The sequence below is a fragment of the Bacteroides sp. UBA939 genome (assembly GCF_002293435.1).
Taxonomy (GTDB): Bacteria; Bacteroidota; Bacteroidia; order Bacteroidales; family Bacteroidaceae; genus Bacteroides.
Genome location: NZ_DBDF01000190.1, coordinates 1 through 17,130, shown reverse-complemented (window position 1 = coordinate 17,130; position 17,130 = coordinate 1). Strand labels below are relative to the sequence as shown.

Annotated in this window: 14 protein-coding genes; 3 read left to right on the top strand and 11 right to left on the bottom strand. The window is 45.8% G+C overall.

Annotation, left to right across the window (positions count from 1 at the left end):
* Window positions 1–12: 12 nt before the first annotated feature.
* The 9 genes from murG to mraZ form a co-directional block, all read right to left on the bottom strand.
* Window positions 13–1,167, bottom strand: a complete 1,155-nt coding sequence (murG, locus tag B2Z67_RS12055) for an undecaprenyldiphospho-muramoylpentapeptide beta-N-acetylglucosaminyltransferase (protein ID WP_291530081.1) — start codon at window positions 1,165–1,167, stop codon at window positions 13–15.
* A gap of 24 nt (window positions 1,168–1,191) precedes the next feature.
* Complete coding sequence (locus tag B2Z67_RS12050; RefSeq protein ID WP_291530080.1) at window positions 1,192–2,493, bottom strand: FtsW/RodA/SpoVE family cell cycle protein; 1,302 nt, start codon at window positions 2,491–2,493, stop codon at window positions 1,192–1,194.
* A 2-nt stretch (window positions 2,494–2,495) separates the two neighbouring features.
* Window positions 2,496–3,830, bottom strand: coding sequence for a UDP-N-acetylmuramoyl-L-alanine--D-glutamate ligase (gene murD / locus B2Z67_RS12045; RefSeq protein ID WP_291530079.1), 1,335 nt, complete (start codon window positions 3,828–3,830; stop codon window positions 2,496–2,498).
* A 13-nt stretch (window positions 3,831–3,843) separates the two neighbouring features.
* A complete protein-coding gene (gene mraY, locus B2Z67_RS12040) occupies window positions 3,844–5,112 on the bottom strand; it encodes a phospho-N-acetylmuramoyl-pentapeptide-transferase (RefSeq protein ID WP_291530078.1) in 1,269 nt (422 codons plus the stop codon).
* Window positions 5,113–5,204: 92 nt separating this feature from the next.
* Window positions 5,205–6,653 (bottom strand): UDP-N-acetylmuramoyl-L-alanyl-D-glutamate--2,6-diaminopimelate ligase, encoded by a 1,449-nt coding sequence (locus B2Z67_RS12035; RefSeq protein ID WP_291530077.1) that lies wholly within the window; start codon window positions 6,651–6,653, stop codon window positions 5,205–5,207.
* Between the two features lie 7 nt (window positions 6,654–6,660).
* Window positions 6,661–8,763, bottom strand: coding sequence for a penicillin-binding protein (locus B2Z67_RS12030; protein ID WP_291530092.1), 2,103 nt, complete (start codon window positions 8,761–8,763; stop codon window positions 6,661–6,663).
* Between the two features lie 91 nt (window positions 8,764–8,854).
* On the bottom strand, window positions 8,855–9,235 hold the full coding sequence (locus B2Z67_RS12025) for an FtsL-like putative cell division protein (RefSeq protein ID WP_414630811.1): 381 nt from the start codon (window positions 9,233–9,235) through the stop codon (window positions 8,855–8,857).
* Between the two features lie 44 nt (window positions 9,236–9,279).
* Window positions 9,280–10,191 (bottom strand): 16S rRNA (cytosine(1402)-N(4))-methyltransferase RsmH, encoded by a 912-nt coding sequence (rsmH, locus tag B2Z67_RS12020; protein ID WP_291530075.1) that lies wholly within the window; start codon window positions 10,189–10,191, stop codon window positions 9,280–9,282.
* Window positions 10,192–10,218: 27 nt separating this feature from the next.
* On the bottom strand, window positions 10,219–10,707 hold the full coding sequence (mraZ, locus tag B2Z67_RS12015) for a division/cell wall cluster transcriptional repressor MraZ (protein WP_291530074.1): 489 nt from the start codon (window positions 10,705–10,707) through the stop codon (window positions 10,219–10,221).
* Window positions 10,708–11,080: 373 nt separating this feature from the next.
* On the opposite strand from mraZ, the gene B2Z67_RS12010 reads away from it, so the two are divergent.
* Window positions 11,081–12,628: an ATP-binding protein gene (locus B2Z67_RS12010; protein WP_291530073.1), complete on the top strand. Its 1,548-nt coding sequence runs from the start codon at window positions 11,081–11,083 to the stop codon at window positions 12,626–12,628.
* Between the two features lie 176 nt (window positions 12,629–12,804).
* On the opposite strand, the gene B2Z67_RS12005 is transcribed toward B2Z67_RS12010, so the two are convergent.
* A complete protein-coding gene (locus tag B2Z67_RS12005; RefSeq protein WP_291530072.1) occupies window positions 12,805–13,308 on the bottom strand; it encodes an RNA polymerase sigma factor in 504 nt (167 codons plus the stop codon).
* A gap of 221 nt (window positions 13,309–13,529) precedes the next feature.
* Between B2Z67_RS12005 and B2Z67_RS12000 the strand changes: the two genes are divergently transcribed.
* Window positions 13,530–14,375, top strand: coding sequence for a 1-acyl-sn-glycerol-3-phosphate acyltransferase (locus B2Z67_RS12000; RefSeq protein WP_291530071.1), 846 nt, complete (start codon window positions 13,530–13,532; stop codon window positions 14,373–14,375).
* A 42-nt stretch (window positions 14,376–14,417) separates the two neighbouring features.
* The gene (locus B2Z67_RS11995) at window positions 14,418–15,440 is read left to right on the top strand and encodes a GNAT family N-acetyltransferase (RefSeq protein WP_291530070.1); all 1,023 of its coding nucleotides are present in this window, start codon (window positions 14,418–14,420) and stop codon (window positions 15,438–15,440) included.
* A 9-nt stretch (window positions 15,441–15,449) separates the two neighbouring features.
* On the opposite strand, the gene B2Z67_RS11990 is transcribed toward B2Z67_RS11995, so the two are convergent.
* The gene (locus B2Z67_RS11990) at window positions 15,450–16,799 is read right to left on the bottom strand and encodes a deoxyguanosinetriphosphate triphosphohydrolase (protein WP_291530069.1); all 1,350 of its coding nucleotides are present in this window, start codon (window positions 16,797–16,799) and stop codon (window positions 15,450–15,452) included.
* Between the last annotated feature and the right edge of the window lie 331 nt (window positions 16,800–17,130).

The following is a 17,130-nucleotide window of genomic DNA, read 5'->3' as shown; positions in this document are numbered from 1 at the left end:
GGAATTGAGTTGCTATAGTTTATCTATCAGTTTCAACACCTCCCTTGCAATAATAATCGCTGAATCCGGTAGCGCCAGTTTTGCAATGTTATTGCTCAAAGCCTCTAACCTTCCGGTATCGGTAACTGTTTCAAGCGCCACAGGTACAAGTCTCTCCATTGCATCCGCATCCTTCACATAAATGGCGGCATCCTTGTTTACCAATGCCAACGCATTCTTGGTCTGGTGGTCTTCCGCTACATTGGGAGAAGGTACCAGGATAACAGGCTTCCGTAACAGGCAAAATTCAGAAATAGAACCTGCTCCCGCACGCGAAATAACCAAGTCGGCAGCTGTATAGGCGCTTGCCATGTCTTTGATGAAATCCGTCACATACAAATTCGGGATACCGGGAACCTGCGTATTGCGTATTGCCTCACCCGTTACGGTAGTGATGGCATCCTTAACTTGCTGAATATATATCTTTCCGGTCTGCCAGATGAACTGTACATCACCCTGCGCTCTTATGGTATCCAATGCAGCCACCAATGTCCGGTTGATGGTGCGCGCGCCAAGGCTGCCACCCAATATCAATATCGTTTTCTTCTCCGGATTAAAACCGAAAGAAAGAATAGCTTCTTCGCGGGTTTGTTTGCCTGCCAACAGGTTCTGGCGTACAGGATTTCCTGTCATAATAATCTTATCCGCCGGGAAGAACTTCTCCATGCCTTCATACGCTACACAAATCTTGCCTGCCTTCCGGGCGAGCAGTTTGTTTGTAACCCCCGCATAAGAGTTCTGTTCCTGTATCAGGGTAGGTATTCCCATTGCGCCTGCCATTTTCAGTGTAGGGCCGCTGGCATAGCCGCCTACGCCTACCGCTACCTGCGGTTTAAATTCCTTAAGAATGCGACGAGCTTTCCATTGGCTACGCACTAATTTTATAAGTACCGCGAAATTCTTCCATAAACGTTTACGGTCAAAACCTGCTACAGGTAAACCTATGATTCTATACCCTGCATCCGGCACACGCTGCATTTCCATTCGTCCTTCTGCGCCAACAAAAAGTACTTCCGCATCCGGGCGCAGTTCCTTGATGGCATTGGCGATAGATACTGCCGGGAATATATGTCCTCCTGTACCTCCACCACTGATAATGACACGCAGGGCGTTATTTTTTGTTTCCATATTTATGCTTTTACTACTATCTGTTTATTCAAATTCCGCATCGCTGTTCAGTGCCTTGGCAGTTGGTTCGGTAGCTGTTTGCACATCGCTGCTCTCTTCTCCGGGATCCGTTTCTATCTGCATAGGTATCTGTGCATCGTGCGCTTGCTGTTCCTCCAGCCTCGCGGTGTAAAGGCTTACGCTCAATATCATTCCGATGTAGGCGCAATTGATAAAAGTAGATGTTCCACCTTTGCTGATGAGCGGAAGCGGTTGCCCGGTGACGGGCGCCAAGCCAACGGCAACCATCATGTTGAACAACGCCTGCGTGACAAGCAACAACGCTATTCCGGTAATAAGGAAAGCGGGGAAAGTACGGTTACACTTCCTGGCAATGCGTCCTACACGCACCAGAAGACAAATATAAAGGAACACAACGATTATCCCGCCTACCAGTCCCAACTCTTCAACGATGATGGCATAAATGAAGTCGGAGAATGCCTGGCTCAGGAAATCCCGCTGCACGGAATTGCCCGGTCCTTTGCCGACAATATGGCTTGTGGCTACGGCAATACGTGCGTGCGCCACCTGGGCGTTTTCGTCTATGTCGTACTTGGCGGCAGGTATTTCATTGTTATTTGTGAAATCCGTAATGCGCGCCTTGACCGTTGTCAGGCGATGCCCCATAGGAATTCTCTCAAGAGTTTCGTTTGGGGTAGCCAGCAGGAATGCGACAAAGACTGCGGCGAAAGCCAGCAGACCTCCCCCCAGTATCAATAGCTTGCGGGCAGGTACCCGTCCGATAAACATCATCAGATAGACTGTACAGAAAAGCAACATTCCCGTAGAGTAATTCTCAGGCAGAATAAGTCCGCAAACAATGCAAGTGATAATCATAATGCGTTTAAAGGCTTTCGGGCTTGCTCCGTTTTCGTCCTGTCCCTTCGAGAGGATAAAAGCAGTGACGATAATAACAGCCATTTTAGCTATCTCCGACGGTTGAAACTGAATGCCCATGAATGTCATCCAACGGGCAGCTCCATTTATGCGGTCGCCGGTAATAATCCCCATGATCATGACAAAGGCAAGCAAACAGATGGAAAGAGGAAGCAGAAATACCGGGAACACCTGAAACCATTTATAGGGTATGTTGTGCACCAATACTACAATGACAACGCCCACCATCAGGAGAATACTGTGTTGTGTAATCGGCTCCCAGTGATCACCGCTTTTGTATGTCAGTGTAGACGCAGCGCTGAACACCTCTATAATAGAGATGAGACAAAGGAAAAGGAAGATTATCCAGATTACCTTATCACCTTTGAATATGCTTCTTAATAAATCCATTCTTATAATGCTCTTACATACGCTTTGAATTGCTCTCCGCGATCTTCGTAACTTTTAAATAAGTCGAAACTTGCACAGCAAGGACTCAATAAAACCGTTTCACCTTTTTGCGCCAGCTTGAAGGCTGCATCCACGGCATCTTTCATCCCGGTTTGTACATCAGCAACAGGCAATCCCATAGAGTCGAAGAAATCGTGCAGTTTCTCGTTGTGCAACCCCAGGTAAACCAGGGCTGAGCACTTTTCACGTACCAACTCTTCTATTTCCGTATAATCATTACCTTTATCCTTGCCGCCAAGAATAAGTACTACTTTTGTCTTCATGCTCTGCAAAGCATACCAGCAAGAATTAACATTGGTAGCTTTAGAGTCATTGATAAATACCACACCGCGTACGGTGGCTACTTTCTCCAGCCGGTGCTCAACCCCTTTGAAGTCGGACAACGCTTTGCGGATGTATCCTTTCTCTATTCCTGCGAGGTTTGCTGATATTCCTGCGGCGAGAGAATTGTATAAGTTGTGAGTTCCCTGTAACGCCAGCTTCTCCTGTTCCATGTTGAAGGCGATGGGTTCGTTAATTTCTACTTCGCCGTCTTCCACGTAAGCTATCGCTCCATTCTCTTTTACGGAGGAGAACGGATACAGATGCGCCTTCAGTCCGTGCTTATCCAATTCGCGCTTGATGATAGGGTCGTCGTTCCAGAAGATGAAAGCATCTTCCGGTGTCTGGTTCTGCGTAATACGGAACTTGGCATCCACATATTTCTGCATGCAATGGTCATACCGGTCCAGATGGTCTGGCGTGATATTCATCAGTACGGCTATGTTGGCGCGAAAGTTATACATATTGTCTAATTGGAAAGAGCTTAGCTCTATCACATAGTAATCGTGCTGCTCCGTAGCGACCTGCAACGCCAGACTGTTGCCGATATTACCTGCCAGTCCCACGTTCAGACCCGCACTCTTGAAAATATGATAAATAAGTGAAGTGGTAGTGGTCTTGCCGTTTGAGCCGGTAATACATACCATCTTCGCATCGGTATAGCGTCCTGCGAATTCTATTTCGGAGATAACAGGCGTACCTTGCTCTTTCAACTTCAGTATCATCGGAGCGTCATTCGGTATGCCGGGGCTTTTCACTACTTCGTCTGCGCTCAGAATCAGTCCTTCGGTATGCTGCCCCTCTTCCCAGGCAATACCGTACTTATCCAACAATTCCTTGTATTTGTCTTTAATGACAGACATGTCGGAAACGAACGTGTCGAAACCTTTCACTTTGGCGAGTATGGCGGCACCTGTACCGCTTTCGCCGGCTCCTAATACTACAATTCTGCTCATGTTTTGTTACGGACTATCTAATTTTTAGCGTTATAATCGTTATTGCCGCCAGTACAATTGTTACAATCCAGAAACGCACTGTGATTTTGGACTCATGAAACAATTGGGTCGGCTTCATAAACTTCACCGTACTGCCCGGTTCAACCAGACTCATGGATGTACGGAAATGGTCGTGAATAGGGGTGCGCTTGAACAATCTCTGTTTCACTCCCTTCCGCTTCCCGATTTTGTAATAGAACCGTTGTAGAATAACGGACAGGTTCTCAACCAGGAATATGCCGCAAAGAATAGGTATCAGCAATTCTTTGTGTATAATGATGGCGAATACTGCGATAATACCACCAATGGTCAAGCTACCCGTATCGCCCATGAATACCTGGGCGGGATAGGCATTGTACCACAGGAAACCAATCAGTGCACCAATAAAAGCGCAGATGAAGATAACCAGTTCTTCCGAACCGGGAATATACATGATATTCAGGTAACCGGCAAACTCTATATGACTCGATACATACGCCAGAATACCTAATGTGAGTCCTATAATCGCAGAGTTCCCCGCCGCCATTCCGTCCATTCCGTCATTCAGATTGGCACCATTGCTAACGGCTGTTACCACAAAAATGGTGATGATAACAAACAGAATCCATCCGGCCGTTTGAGCATGTTCTCCCATAAAGCTTACAAAATCCGCATAGTCGAGGTTGTTACCTTTGAAAAATGGGATTGTTGTCTTTGTGGACTTGATATTATGATTGTCATGCACCACTTCCATTTGCTGCCCGGGTTTGTGTACCTCGATATTCTCACGGATCACCACTTGCGGGCTGAGGTAGAGTGTCAATCCCACAATCAGTCCTAAACCTACCTGCCCGATGATTTTAGACTTGCCGTGCAGGCCTTCTTTATCCTTTTTGAATATTTTTATATAGTCGTCCGCAAAACCCAAAGTCCCCAGCCATACCGTGGTAATCAGCATCAATACCATGTATATATTGTGCAATTTCCCCAGCAGCAGGCAAGGTATCAGTATGGCTACAATGATGATAATACCGCCCATACTTGGCACGCCCACCTTGTCCACGCCAAACGGATCGATATTGGCGTCACGTTGTGTCTCCGTAATCTGTTTCCGTTTCAGCAGATTGATAAAACGGTCACCCCAGATACTTGAGATAAGCAATGCCAGAATAATCGCCATCAATGCGCGAAAAGATGTGTATCCAAACATACCCGCACCGGGAATGTCGTACTTTTCTAACCAATGAAATAAGTAATATAACATGTCTTCTTTAATTATGAATTATGAATTATGAATTGTGAATGCGGAGGGCAATGGAAGTTGTGTGGCGCATGGTAATTCATAATTCATAATTCTCAATTCATAATTGCTTTCAATTCCTCTTTATCATCAAAATGATGTTTCACACCCTTGATTTCCTGATAGTTCTCATGGCCTTTTCCGGCTACGAGGATAACATCGCCCGGCCGGGCAAACATACATGCCGTCTTGATAGCTTCGCGACGGTCGGTTATGCAGATGGTTTTCTGCATATCTTCTTTATCCAGACCGGCAATCATATCGTTGATGATATCTTGCGGTTCCTCAAAACGCGGATTGTCGGATGTGATAATGACCCGGTCACTTGCCTTGGCGGCCTCTTTCGCCATGATGGGGCGCTTGCCTTTATCGCGGTTACCGCCGGCGCCTACCACCGTGATTACTTTGCCTTTTCCCTCCAGAACGCCGTGAATTGCATTTAACACATTGATAAGAGCGTCCGGAGTGTGGGCATAGTCCACAATTGCAGTGAAGCCTTTCGGGGAACGAATGGCGTTGAATCGCCCGGCTACCGGATGCAGGGTGCTTAATGCCACCAGTACATCTTCCTCTTTCTTGCCGAGTAATACGGCTGCGCCGAATACGGCTAACAGGTTTGATGCATTGAAGCGCCCGATGAAACGTACAGCCAGTTCGTGGTTGTTGAAGTCGAGCAACATTCCCTCAAAATGCGACTCCACTATTTTGCCCTTAAAGTCGCTGAGGCTACGCAGCGAGTAAGTATATGTTTTGGAGCGCGTATTCTGTGTCATAACAAGCCCGTTCTTGTCGTCCAGATTCGTTAAACTGAATGCATTCCTGGGCATATCATCGAAGAATTTCTTCTTGGCTTTGAGGTAATTCTCCACTGTTTTGTGATAATCCAGATGGTCGCGCGTCAGGTTGGTGAAGATGCCTCCTGCAAAACGCAATCCGCTGATACGCTTCTGGGCTATGGAATGGGAGCTAACCTCCATAAAGGCGTACTTGCATCCGGCATCCGCCATTTGTCCCAGCAACCGGTTAAGCGTAATAGGGTCGGGGGTGGTATGCTCGGTGGGAACAGCCTGGTCGTCTATATAATTGCAGACGGTAGAAATCAATCCTACTTTGTAACCGAAGTAACGGAATGTATCATATAATAAGGTAGCAATGGTTGTTTTCCCGTTTGTTCCCGTCACGCCTACCAGTTCCATCTTGGAAGTAGGGTCATCATAAAAGGTAGTGGCTATTTTGCCGACGGCGTCTTCGCTGTCTTTCACCCGGATGTAGGTGATGCCCGCTTTCATTTCCTCCGGTATATCTTCGCAGAGTATGGCAATGGCGCCCTTCTCGATGGCAGCCTGAATATAGGCATGTCCATCCGTTTGAGTGCCGCGCATAGCCATAAACAGATGTCCGGCTTGCACCAGACGGGAGTCAATGTTTACTCCGGTTATCTCCGCTTCCGTACTTCCGATAGCTTCTACCGGTTGTATCGCCTTTAGTAATTCATTTAATTTCATGCCTTTCTCATTTTAACTGTAACATTACCGTTTGTCCTTTCGCAATGCGGTTACCACCCGGCACCGACTGGCTTCTGACTTTCCCTGTTCCGTTTAATCTTGCCTTTAATCCTTTGCTTTCCAGCAGATAAACGGCATCTTTTGCACCCATCCCTATGACATTGGGAACCGTATTTGAATTTGTTCCCTCCTTGCCTTGCAGAATAATCGCGTCGGCCGATTGTTGGGAATGCCCCCATACCTCTTTCCCTTTGCGGGAAGAGAACTGTTTCTGTACAGGCACGTCCAGGCTGTTCAGAACCTGCAACGCTTCGCCCATTTCTCCCGCCTTCACAGCAGGGATGATGTTGGAAGTGCTGTCAATCGCATTACGGATGTCAAACCGCAGGTTTTTCGCATATACCCTTTCGGCAATCTTACCGAATACACTGCCTGCCATTAAACCACCCGAAGCCGGAAGCCCCGGTTTTTGGATGGAGACGATGCAACTGTATTGCGGGTCTTCGGCGGGAAAGTAACCGCAGAAACTTACCAGATAGCTGACCCGTCCCGACTTGTAGCCCGCAGCACCCTGGGATATCTGTGCCGTACCCGTTTTGCCTGCTACGGCAAACTGCTTGCTCCCAGCGGGTTTAGCCAATCCTCGTGATACAACTTTCCCGAGGATTTCGCGGATTTGAGTCAATGTGCGGTCGGAACATATTTTAGGATTGATTACTTCCGTGGGAAATTCCTTTATTACCTCACCGTCTTTTACCGCTGCTTTCACAAACTTGGGGCGTATCATTACGCCGTCGTTGGCAATGGCATTGTAAAAAGTCAGAATGTTGAGCGGCGGAACTTGTGTCTCGTAACCGATGCTCATCCATGGAAGAGTGGTTTTGGCAAAGTATCTTTCTTTCGGCCCTTTGATGTTGGGTTTCCCTTCACCGGAAATCTGTAGATTCAGTCCCTGGTCTATGCTCATGCGTTTCAACCCGTCCACATACTTCTGCGGATTGTCTTTGTAGTACTTGTCAATGAGGGAAGATACGCCGACATTGGACGAAACTTCCATGATGCGGGTTACGTCTATCTTTCCATAGCCGCCGCGATGCCAGTTGTGGTCTCTCATTGTGCTGCCATACATTGGCATGATGCCGTTACCGGTATTCACTTCCGTGTCCGGGGTAATTTTACCGTCTTCGAGGGCTACCATGATAGAGGCTGTTTTAAAAGTAGAGCCTGGCTCCATCATGTCGCTGATGGCATTGTTTTTATCTTCGTAATAATTGCCGTCCGCCCTTTTCGTCATGTTGACGATGGCTTTTATTTCACCGGTTTTTACTTCCATCAGTACGGCTACACCTACGCTGGCATTGATTTCTTTCAGCTTGTCCACCAATGCTTTTTCGCAGATGTCCTGCATACTTACATCCAGTGTGGTAATGATATCGCAACCGTCCACGGGAGGCATGTCTACAATTTCCAGGTATTTATTCATCACTTTCTGGCGGTGAGCAATACCGTTCCGCCCCTTCAACAGGGTGTCGAATGATAACTCTATGCCGTTCTTCGCCCCTTGGGCTGTATCGGGAAAAAGGTCGCCCAACGTGCGTGCTGCCAGTGACCCGAAAGGCTTTTTGCGTTGATTGTAAACCTGTTCGTGGAAGCCACCCCTATACTTGTTCAGGTTGAAAACGGGAAGTCGTTTGGCTTCCTTGTACTGGATGTATGAGATACGCTTGGGATAAATCAAATAGTTGCGGCTGCCCGCTTTGCGTCCTTTTTGTAAGTGCTCTTTGAACCAGGACGCACTTTTATCAGGGAATATTTTATGTAATCCTTTACAGATTTCGTCGATATGGTTCACCAACATGGTATCTTTGGTATAACCACCGGCTTGGAAGTCCATGTATATGCGGTATTCCGGCAAGGAACTCGCCATCAGTTTGCCGTCGGATGAAAGAATATTTCCACGGTTAGGTTTGGTTGTCACGTTCTCTTTGACGAAACGGTCGGCCACATCTTGCCAGTATCCCCGTTCGGCGAACATGATTATTGCGCCTTTAACGACGATTGCTATTCCCAGTAATCCCAAAACAAGGACTACAAAGAAATAGCGGGTCATGATATTTTTCTTGTTTACTGCCAAGTGTATATACGGTTTAACGGTTTAACTATGAATTTTGTTTCTTCTGTCACTTCGGACGGCTATCGCTCTATTTAATCAAATAAGGCGGGTTGGTGGGTGTCTGCAAATCGCTTCCTTTCTTGATGATATATTCTTCGATGTGCGATTGGCGGCTCCGTTCCATCAGCTCCGAGCTGCGGGTGAGAGCGTCGTATTTAATGTCAATCAGTTCCTGTTTCAGTTTGTCTATCTCTATCATTTGCTGTTGGCAAACATAGCGATTGTGGATATAGAACAATATCAGTATCACCAACAGCGCAAGTAACTTGGTCTGACGGCGGAAGAAGTCGGTAGCCAATATGTCGCCGCCGATGATGCTCTTCAGAGGGGTGCGCTTTTTGGTTTTCCTGTCCTTTTCTGCTTTCCCCGTTTTGTTGTCTTTGATTTGTTTCTCTTCCATCTCCTTCATTGTTTATCACTAATCACTAATTGTTCAACGCTGATCGCCGTTCATCACTTTTTCTCGGCTATTCTGAGCTTGGCGCTTCTGGATCTCGGATTCCGTTCTATTTCGGCTTCATCCGGTACGATGACTTTGTTGTTGACCAACCGGAATGGTGTCTGCACGTTCCCGAAAAAGTCTTTTTCGGTTTTTCCTTCCACGTTTCCGGTTTTCATCACGTTCTTCACCATGCGGTCTTCCAGCGAGTGGTAGGTTATCACCACCAGTCTTCCGCCGGGCTTCAAGGCTTCGGTTGCTGCGTATAGCATTTCTTTCAGGGCATCCATCTCGTGGTTTACTTCGATGCGTAAAGCCTGGAATACTTTTGCCAGTTCTTTTTTCTCGCGTTCCCTTCCGAAAAGCGGTTTGATTACTTCAAGGAATTCGCCGATGGTTGTTATTCTCTGTGCGGCACGAGCCTTGACTATGACGGAAGCCAGCTTGCGGCTGTTTTTCAGTTCGCCGTACAGGTAGAAGATGTCCGCCAGGCGTTCCTCGTCGTAGGTGTTGATAATATCTGCCGCTGTGTTTCCGGCACGTTTGTTCATGCGCATGTCCAATGCTCCGTCGAACCGGAATGAGAAGCCGCGTTCGCTGTCGTCAAAGTGATGTGACGAAACTCCCAGGTCGGCAAGTATCGCGTCTACCTCTTCGATGTCGTGCCAGCGCAGGAAGTTGAACAGGTAGCGGAAATTGCTGCGTACAAAGATGAAATGAGGATTGTCCACGATGTTCCGTTCGGCGTCTTCGTCCTGGTCGAAACCTAACAGGCAGCCTTCCCCTGTCAGCCTCGACAGAATCTCGCGCGAATGTCCGCCTCCGCCGAATGTAACGTCTACATACGTTCCATCCGGACGAATGTTCATTCCGTCCACGCTCGGCTTCAGTAGCACCGGCACATGATATGTTAATTGTTCATCCATCCTTAATCGCTAATCGCTAATCGTTAATCATTCGTCCCCGTCTTCCTCCCATTCGTTTCCCCAATCGTCTTCGTCTCCCAGAACCTCCTGCAATGCTTTGCTGAATTCTTCGGGGGGCATAAACGGTTGTTCGGTTTTCTCCTTCGCCCAGATTTCTATGGTATTATCCACGCCGATGAAACGCACATCGCTCTGTATGCCTGCCATTTGCAGGTAGCGTTTGGGCAGGAGGATACGTCCATTTCCGTCGGGAATCATGATTTCGGCATCGCTCACGAATTGCCGGAAGATTTCTTGGTGTTTTGCGTTCCACTTGTTCAGTCGCTTCCGTAGCTGGTTTTGCGTTTTGAACCAAACGCTTTCGGGGTAGAGTACGAGGCAGTTCTGGAATACGTCTTTGCGTAGCACGAGTTTCTCTTCGGAGGCAGATTGTAGTTGCCTCCGAAAACCGGCGGGGATAAATACACGTCCCTTTGCGTCGGTCTTCGCTTCTATGTTTCCCAAAAAACGTATCATTACACCTTACTATAATAAGAGACTGTAAAAATACACATTTCCCCACAATCCCCCACCAGAATTAACAAAAAAGTTTTCGATAAGTTTTCAACACCCTGTTTATTGTTTATTTCATTGATAATGAAGCGTATGCCGAAGTGCTCTTCTGGTGGGGAATCGAGGTTGTTCCGCGATATTAAAAACATATCCGCACCTTATCTACTCCTGACCTTCTCCTTGTCTATAGAACCGAATTTGCAAAGGAGCAGGTAAGGAGCAGGTAAGGAGAAGGTAGGGAGAAGGTAAGGACACTCCTCCTTATTCAACAGAATTTGGAAAATATCAATTAGTTTTGGTTATCTTTGCACATGTTTTTACTATAAACGCTGCAATTATGAGTAAACTTTATCCCATCGGTATTCAGAATTTTGAGAAACTCCGCAGAGAGGGGTGCTTCTATGTCGATAAAACCGCCTTGATTTATAGACTGGTGAAGGCGGGCAGCTATTATTTCCTCAGCCGTCCCCGCCGTTTTGGCAAGAGTTTGCTGATTTCTACGCTCGAAGCTTACTTTCAAGGGAAGAAAGAACTTTTCGAAGGATTAGCAATAGAGCAGTTGGAGAAGGATTGGACGAAATATCCTATATTGCACTTGGATCTCAATGCACGTAAGTATGATAACGAAGAGGCATTGTTGCAGGAACTGAACAAACATCTGGAAATTTGGGAACAAGAATACGGTTCTCCTTATTCGAATCGTGCGCCGGAGGAACGTTTTTACCAGGTTATTCGAAAGGCGTTCGAGAAGACAGGGCGACAGGTGGTAGTTCTGGTGGATGAATATGATAAGCCGATGTTGCAGACTATCGGCAATAATGCCTTGCAGGGAGCATACCGTAATATACTGAAAGCATTTTATGGTGTAATGAAATCAATGGACGGATACATTAAATTCACCATGCTGACAGGCGTGACCAAATTCGGCAAAGTAAGTGTGTTCAGTGACTTGAATAACCTGAAGGATATTTCGATGGACAGACGCTATGTGGAACTTTGCGGCATTACAGAGCAGGAAATTCACGATAATATGGAAGAAGACCTGCATGTGCTGGCAGACAATCGGAATATGACTTACGAGAAAGTTTGCTCTGAACTGAAAGCACGCTACAATGGCTATCATTTTGTAGGCAATTCCATCGGGATGTATAATCCGTTCAGCCTGCTTCATACATTTGATAAGAATGAATTCGGCAGTTACTGGTTTGTCACAGGAACACCCACTTATCTGGTAGAATTGCTGAAGAAACATAACTATAACTTAGCGAATATCACCCTTGACGAAACGCCGGGTAGTGTACTGGAAGGAATAGACACTGCCGACACCGACCCTATTCCTGTGATTTATCAGAGTGGCTATCTCACGATAAAAAGCTATGATGAACGTTTTGATTCTTACCGTTTGGGGTTTCCTAACCGCGAAGTAGAAGAAGGGTTCACCAAATTCTTGCTTCCTTTCTACGCAAATGCCAATACGGGGGATTCTTCTTTTGGGATCAAGAAGTTTATCCGTGAGATAGAAGCAGGAGATTGTGACGCTTTCTTCCGCCGCCTGCAAGGTTTCTTTGCCGATACTCCTTACGAACTGATTCGTGACTTGGAACTGCACTACCAGAATGTCCTTTTTATCGTCTTCAAATTGGTAGGTTTCTACGTCAAGGCGGAATATCATACAAGTGCCGGACGCATTGACCTGGTTCTTCAGACGGATAAGTTCGTCTATGTTATGGAGTTCAAACTGGACGGCACTGCGGAAGAGGCCCTGCAACAGATTAACGAAAAGCACTATGCCCGGCCTTTTGAACATGATTCCCGGAAGCTATTCAAAATAGGTGTGAACTTCTCCGCCAAGATGCGGAATATCGAGAAGTGGGTGATGGGGTAGATTTGATAGTTTTCGGGCGGTGTTTTGATAGTTTTTAGGTGGTCATCGAAATCCTTTTTAGCCAAAAAAATAAGGCGGGAAGCTTTTCTAAGCTTCCCGCCTTACTGTTGTCTTGTCGTTTTATTAGGTTCTAAAAATTATGAGAATATTTATATAATTACGTTAAGGTATAAGTATTATCTGAAATCTTTTAATTCTTGTTGTAGCTTCTGGCGCGTGAAGAAGATGCGGCTCTTAACGGTTCCGAGCGGCAAGTCTAACTTGTCGGCGATTTCCCGGTATTTGAAGCCGGAAATATGCATGGAGAAAGGCACTTTGTATTCGCGTGGAAGCGAATTAACGATGCGACGCATTTCTTTCAGGTCGTAAGTGCTTTCCGTATTCTCGAAGCCGGATTCTTGCGGCAGATTGAGATGATACAGGTTCTCCGTTTGATCAACGAAAGTCTGGTCACGCACCATCTTGCGGTAGTTATTAATAAAGATGTTACGCATGATAGTGTACACCCATCCCTTGAAGTTAGTATCAGGAGCGTATTTATCTTCATTATCTAATGCCTTTAAAGAGGTCTCTTGAAGCAGGTCATTAGCTTCTTCACGATCGGAGGTCAATTTGTACGCGAAGCGTAATAAATCGTCCTGTACTCCGACTAAATCTTTCTGAAATGTAATACTGTTCATAATATTATCTTTTTATTAATTTATTTATTCCGTTGGTTTGATGATGCAATTTTACGAATGTTATCACACTCCGATGGTTGTATTTCAGGTATAGTTTAGTACAAAAACTATCAATTGATGAATTTTGGGTGCCTTTTGATAGTTTTCAGGTGCAGTTTTCTATCAATTTATTGCATATAATTAAAAAGATGCGTTAATTTTGCGCAATCATTTCGAAAAAAATGGCAGACGACTCTTTGTTTTTAATTGATATTGATAGGGTGCTCAGGGAGAAGGCGCCGAAGTATTATAAGTACATCCCTAAATTCGTCGTCTCTTATCTGAAAAGAATAGTTCATCAGGAAGAGCTGAATGTTTTCCTGAGTGACTCAAAGGATAAGGTAGGCGTAGACTTCTTAAAAGCCAGTTTGGACTTTCTTGATGCCCGTATTGTGGTGAAGGGAGAGGAAAATTTGCCGGAAGGGAGTCTTTATACTTTTGTCTCTAATCACCCGCTGGGTGGACAGGATGGTGTGGCTTTGGGGTATGTGTTGGGTACATTTTATGAAGGTAAGGTGAAGTATTTAGTGAATGACCTGTTGATGAACCTGCATGGATTGGCTCCACTCTGTATTCCTATTAATAAGACAGGTAAGCATGGGAAGGATTTTCCTCAGATGGTCAAGGCCGGTTTTGCTTCGGATAATCAATTAATTCTGTTTCCGGCAGGTTTGTGTTCGCGTCGCCGTAACGGGATTATCCGCGATTTGGAATGGAAGAAAACTTTTATAATAAAGAGTGTACAGGCGCAACGTGACGTAGTGCCTATTCATTTCGATGGGCGTAATTCCGATTTTTTTTATAATTTAGCCAACGCATGCAAATTTTTAGGTATTAAGTTTAATATAGCTATGCTTTACCTGGTAGATGAAATGTTTAAGAATCGTCATCAGACGTTTACTGTAACGATAGGGAAGCCTATTCCCTGGCAGACTTTTGATAAATCAAAAACTCCTGCCGAATGGGCGGCATACGTAAAGGATGTCGTATATGGATTAAGCAGTGAAAGTAGGAAACAGGAAATATAGGGATTGCCAATTGTCAATAAGGAGAAGACATTAATAAGAAGTATGAAAGATTTTATGGGATTGATAGTTGAACCGGTTATTGAGCCGATTAGCAAAGAGCTTCTGAAAGCGGAACTGACGGAAGAAAAGCGTCTGCGTATGACGAACAAGAGTCATAATCAGATTTATATCGTGACTGCTCAGGATTCTCCAAATATAATGAAGGAGATAGGACGCTTGCGCGAAATAGCTTTCCGTATGGCAGGCGGAGGAACAGGGAAATCAATGGATATCGACGAATACGATATAATGGAGAATTCTTACAAGCAACTCATTGTCTGGAATCCAGAGGCGGAAGAGATATTAGGCGGTTACCGTTATATACTCGGCACGGATGTTCAGTTTGACGACGAGGGGGTACCTATGCTGGCTACGGCCCACATGTTCAACTTCTCAGAGAATTTCCTGAAAGAGTTTCTTCCTGTCACTATTGAGTTAGGCCGTTCGTTTGTTACTGTAGAATATCAGTCTACACGCTCCGGAAGCAAAGGACTGTTTGCATTGGATAATTTGTGGGATGGCTTGGGCGCATTGACAGTTGTGATGCCTGATGTGAAGTATTTCTTTGGAAAGGTAACCATGTACCCGAGCTATCATAGGCAGGGGCGTGATATGATTCTCTACTTCCTGAAAAAACATTTTGGAGACAGGGACAATCTGATTACTCCAATGAAACCGTTGGAAATGGAGGCTGACGAGAAAGAACTGGCAACATTGTTCTGCATGGAAACGTTTAAGGAAGACTACAGGATATTGAACAGGGAAATACGCAAGTTGGGTTATAACATTCCGCCGTTGGTGAATGCGTACATGAGTTTAAGCCCAACCATGCGTATGTTTGGCACTGCCATTAACTATGGTTTTGGCGATGTGGAAGAAACCGGTATTCTGATTGCTGTTGATGAGATTCTGGCGGAGAAACGTGTCCGTCACATTCAGTCGTTTATAGAGAATGAACCGGAGTCGTGCAAATTGACTTCCGGGGCGAATAAGATTTTCTATCCGAGCAGGGATAAGAAGGTTTGATCGTGCCGGCTAACTGATTTCGGGTAAGCTGTTGCCGTTTATCTTGCGGTACAGGTCAAGGGCGAATACATCAGTCATGCCGGAGATATAATCCAATACCGCCTGTATTCTTTCGTAGAGTACAGGCGCTTTTATGTTATATTGGTCGGAAACCCGGTTGATCAGCAATTGTGAATAGGCTTTCCCGGGCGACCGGACAGCATCGATCATTAGCTCAAGTAGGGTGCTGATTATGCGGAAACCTGCCAATTCGATATCAAGTACATCGCGCGAACGGTAAATCTTCTCTATAGAAATATTGGCGCTCTTCCGGTAGGCTTCTGCCGGGCGTTGGGAAATGTGGTCGATGAGGCTTTTTTCAAAAGTCCCTGCCAGAATATTCTCTTCATTGGCAAGAAAGGCCTGGGTGCATTCTTTGATTAGCAACCCGATAACGCATGATCGAAGATAAGCGATTTGTTCGTTGACATCACTGACAATATCGAGCGTGCGGCGGAGACTGCCTTTGCGTTCGTCACTGAAGTAACTGAGCAATAAGTCCTGCGTTTCTTGCGTAGTCAGGATTTTGAGTTTATGCGCATCTTCTATGTCCATCATCTGGTAACAGATATCGTCGGCCGCCTCTACCAGATATACCAAAGGATGGCGGGCGTACTTCAACGGTGAATCGCTGAGACGCTCCATGCCTAATTCTTCTGCAATGCGACGGAAGCCCTCTTCTTCGGTGGTAAAGAAACCGAATTTTGGCTTTTTGTTGGCGAGGCTCGACGAAAAAGGATATTTCACGATAGCGGCAAGTGTGGAATAAGTTAAAACGAACCCGCCTTTACGTCTGCCTTCAAATTGGTGGGTGAGGAGGCGGAAAGCATTGGCATTTCCTTCAAAGTGAGTGAGGTCTTCCCATTGGGCGGCTGTTAGTTGTTCCCCGTTATCTTGTTTCTCTTTCAGAGCCAGTCCTTTCCCTTCTGAAAAGTAGGTGGAAATGGCGCGTTCACCGGAATGGCCGAAAGGCGGGTTGCCCAAGTCGTGTGCCAGACAGGCGGCGGAAACAATGGATCCTATTTCCGGCAGGAATGAATCTTGCAGTTCCGGATGCCGGGCAAGAAGGGCTTTGGAAACATCATTTCCTAATGAACGGCCCACGCAGGATACTTCCAGACTATGTGTCAGACGATTGTGTACGAATACGCTGCCGGGTAAAGGGAATACCTGCGTTTTGTTTTGCAAACGGCGGAAAGGAGCCGAAAATATCAGACGATCATAGTCACGCTGAAACTCGGAACGGTTTTCAATGCGTTCTTCATGATACTCTTCCAGTCCGAAACGTTTGGCGGAGATAAGGGTATTCCAGTTCATCATGATAGTTGTGATTTAGTGATTTACGATTGAAGTTACTATTATTTAACTGCAAATGTATGACATTTTGCCCCAAAATCAGTACTTTCGCAGACAAAATAGCAGTTAAATCAATTAAGTAGTAATAAGAGCTTAGTTTTATAAATAATAATATAGCGAAGCAGAGCTTCGCAATGATTCGTGTTTAGTGATTAGTGATTAACAAGAGTATCTCTATTCTCCTCTTCCCGGGAGGAGGAGTACCCCGCAAGGGGGGAGGTGGTAGGTAAAAAAAATACCTATTAATCATAACTCTAAGGAACTCTTTTTGCCTACCACCTCCCCCTACGGGTAC

Bases quoted from the DNA above. Each gene is read 5' to 3' on its own strand.
- murG (WP_291530081.1), bottom strand. From the start codon at position 1,167: ATGGAAACAAAAAATAACGCCCTGCGTGTCATTATCAGTGGTGGAGGT.
- B2Z67_RS12050 (WP_291530080.1), bottom strand. From the start codon at position 2,493: ATGGATTTATTAAGAAGCATATTCAAAGGTGATAAGGTAATCTGGATA.
- murD (WP_291530079.1), bottom strand. From the start codon at position 3,830: ATGAGCAGAATTGTAGTATTAGGAGCCGGCGAAAGCGGTACAGGTGCC.
- mraY (WP_291530078.1), bottom strand. From the start codon at position 5,112: ATGTTATATTACTTATTTCATTGGTTAGAAAAGTACGACATTCCCGGT.
- B2Z67_RS12035 (WP_291530077.1), bottom strand. From the start codon at position 6,653: ATGAAATTAAATGAATTACTAAAGGCGATACAACCGGTAGAAGCTATC.
- B2Z67_RS12030 (WP_291530092.1), bottom strand. From the start codon at position 8,763: ATGACCCGCTATTTCTTTGTAGTCCTTGTTTTGGGATTACTGGGAATA.
- B2Z67_RS12025 (WP_414630811.1), bottom strand. From the start codon at position 9,235: ATGAAGGAGATGGAAGAGAAACAAATCAAAGACAACAAAACGGGGAAA.
- rsmH (WP_291530075.1), bottom strand. From the start codon at position 10,191: ATGGATGAACAATTAACATATCATGTGCCGGTGCTACTGAAGCCGAGC.
- mraZ (WP_291530074.1), bottom strand. From the start codon at position 10,707: ATGATACGTTTTTTGGGAAACATAGAAGCGAAGACCGACGCAAAGGGA.
- B2Z67_RS12010 (WP_291530073.1), top strand. From the start codon at position 11,081: ATGAGTAAACTTTATCCCATCGGTATTCAGAATTTTGAGAAACTCCGC.
- B2Z67_RS12005 (WP_291530072.1), bottom strand. From the start codon at position 13,308: ATGAACAGTATTACATTTCAGAAAGATTTAGTCGGAGTACAGGACGAT.
- B2Z67_RS12000 (WP_291530071.1), top strand. From the start codon at position 13,530: ATGGCAGACGACTCTTTGTTTTTAATTGATATTGATAGGGTGCTCAGG.
- B2Z67_RS11995 (WP_291530070.1), top strand. From the start codon at position 14,418: ATGAAAGATTTTATGGGATTGATAGTTGAACCGGTTATTGAGCCGATT.
- B2Z67_RS11990 (WP_291530069.1), bottom strand. From the start codon at position 16,799: ATGATGAACTGGAATACCCTTATCTCCGCCAAACGTTTCGGACTGGAA.